Origin of the sequence: Rhizobacter sp., assembly GCF_031412075.1 — a bacterium.
Classification (GTDB): Bacteria; Pseudomonadota; Gammaproteobacteria; order Burkholderiales; family Burkholderiaceae_C; genus Rhizobacter.
On the sequence record NZ_JANOCG010000212.1, the window covers coordinates 1 to 2411 of the forward strand.

Sequence of the window (2411 nt, forward strand, 5' to 3'; positions counted from 1 at the left end):
CTCAGCTGCTGGCGTGCGGTGAGCAGCTGGTTGAGCGAGTCGACCTTGCGTGCCACGGCAGCGGGCGAGAAGTCGTCCATGTTCTCGAAGGTGATGTCGACGCTCATGTTGCCTTCGCCGGTCAGGGTGTTGGGCACCTGGAAGGCGACACGCGGCTTCATCGACTTCATGCGGCTGTCGAAGTTGTCGACGTCGAACTCGAGCAGCTTGCGCTCGGCCACGGGTGGCAGCGGCTCGCTCGGCTTGCCGGAGAGGTCAGACAGCACGCCCATCACGAAGGGCAGCTGCACCTTTTTCTCGGCGCCATAGAGCTCCACGTCGTATTCGATCTGGACGCGCGGTGCACGGTTGCGGGCGATGAATTTCTGACTGCTGGTGGCCATGGTGAAGCTCCTTCGGGCTGGGGTTCAAAGTGTCCGTTCGCACTGAGCTGGTCGAAGTGCCTGCACCGAGGTGCTCGCTGGCTTCGACAGGCTCAGCCCGAACGGAGTCTTGTTACGGATCATTCGTTGACGTTGCCGGCAATGTTTTCGATCTGGTCGATGCCGGCGGGCGCCAGGTCTCTGATGATTTCGAGAAAGCTCTTGCCCATCAGCCGCTGCGCACGGCGGATCAGCAGGGGGGCAGGGTTGGTGGGCTCGTTTCGCTCCAGCCATTCGCAGGCGCGGTCGAGGCTGCGCACCACGTCTTCGCGGCTTTGCAGCGACCCGGTAGCGCCGCGGGAGACGCTGCCCTGGCCGCTGGTCGTCGGGCTGTCGCCAGACGATGCATCGGCCGCAGCGCCGCCTTCGGCCTGGTTGGCCACGTTGTTCAGGGTGTGCGCCAGCACGCGCAGCGGGCGCAGTTCGGGGCCTTGGGCCGAGCCGACCTTGTCGCCCAGCACCGCCTCGATGCGCAGCACTTCGGCATGCACCTGTTTCAGCGCGGCGGCGGTGCCAGCGGATTGGGTCTCGGCGGCCTGCACGGCTTGCACCACGCCGTCGAGGGTGGGCACGAGTTCGTCGGGGCGGGGGTCGGCCTTGCCAGCGGCGAGCTCGATCTGGCGCACGGTGAGCGGGGGGCGGCTCGCGCCGATCACGGCGGCTCGCAGGTCGGCCAGGCCGCCGGTGCCGTCGACCAAGGGGGCCAGCGCGTTCATGCGCATGGTCGGGTCGTTGTTGTCGTCGGCGTCCAGCTTGGGGTAGACGTGATCCCAGTGGCGCTCGAGCAGGCCGGCGATCAGCGCCAGCGCGCTGGCGTAAGCCGCCACGCCATGCAGGCGGGCACCGGAGCGGGCCAGCAGCACGGCCACGCGCAGGTCGCGGGTGCGGCGGGCGAGCTCGGTGGCTTGTTCGTGCACCACCCGCCAGTCGGGCTCTTGCGCGGCGATCACGGTGTCGCCGAACTGCTGCTCGGCCTTGCCGCGGGCGGCTTCTTCGAGGGCGAGAAAGGCCGGGTCGTATTCCAGGTCGGCGCCACAGGGGGCGTCATCGCCGAGCGAGGCCAGCAGGTCTTCGACGGGGAGGGCGTTCATGTGATGCGCTGGGGCTGGGGTTGAATCACGATGAGTGGACTTTATGGAGCGAGTGGCCGGGCTACATCAGCCGAAAGTCATCTGTAGCGGCCGAATCGATGTGACTCTCGTCAATCTGGAGGAGGTGCGGTCCATGGTGATGAGGCGTCAGAAGGCCGAACACGAGCCCCCGTCGGTCACGTTGAGGCAGCCCGAAAGCTGCGGCTGGTTGCGCACCTTGCCCCACTCCGAGGCCAGTGGGTCGTTTTGTTTGTCGTCGGCCAGGCTGCCGCGCAGCACCGAAGCAGCGGTGCAGATGTAGGGCTGGTCGAGGTTGCGGCCGTAGACGTCGGAGGCCAGCTCGGCCTGGAAGCTCGACTGCAGCATCTGGCGCGTGATGCCGGGGCGCAGCGTCAGCGTGGAGGGTGTGAAGGTCACGTTGTAGCCCAGTGGTGAGCGCAGGTTGCCTTGGCTGATGGCGTAGGTGCCGGTGCCGCTGGGCGCAGACGTCAACGAGCCGGCGAGCGCACCTGCGGCGGTGTCGCCATTGACCAGGCCGGTGGTGGTGAAGGTGAGGGCAGGCAAGGCCAGATCGATGTAGCCGATGGCCGGGTTGGCGGTCACGGTGAGCGTGGGCTGGGTCGGGTGCAGCAGTTGGTTGCCGGTGGTCGGCAGCGTGATGTTGGAGACGCTGCAGGTGCTGGTGTCGCCGAACACACAGCCGTAGAGATTGGTTGCCGGGCCGGCAACCGGTGCGTTGACGACGGTGGGCGCCCAGACGCGCCAGCGCCCGGCGGCGCTGGTGCTGAGCGTCGCGCCGGTGGCGAAGGTCACGGTGCCGGGCGACACGATGTTGAGCTGCGAAGCACCGGTGCCGGCCATGCTGATCGAGCGGTTGATGAAGACGTTGGCCGCCGAT

Annotated in this window: 3 protein-coding genes; all 3 read right to left on the reverse strand. The window is 67.4% G+C overall.

Annotation, left to right across the window (positions count from 1 at the left end; all coding sequences use genetic code 11):
• On the reverse strand, positions 1-383 hold a 383-nt coding region (tssB, locus tag RMO40_RS07320; RefSeq protein ID WP_309718407.1), incomplete at its 3' end, for a type VI secretion system contractile sheath small subunit.
• Between the two features lie 119 nt (positions 384-502).
• On the reverse strand, positions 503-1513 hold the full coding sequence (gene tssA, locus RMO40_RS07325) for a type VI secretion system protein TssA (protein WP_309718410.1): 1011 nt from the start codon (positions 1511-1513) through the stop codon (positions 503-505).
• Positions 1514-1660: 147 nt separating this feature from the next.
• A partial coding sequence (locus RMO40_RS07330) for an MBG domain-containing protein (RefSeq protein ID WP_309718413.1) occupies positions 1661-2411 on the reverse strand: 751 nt, incomplete at its 5' end.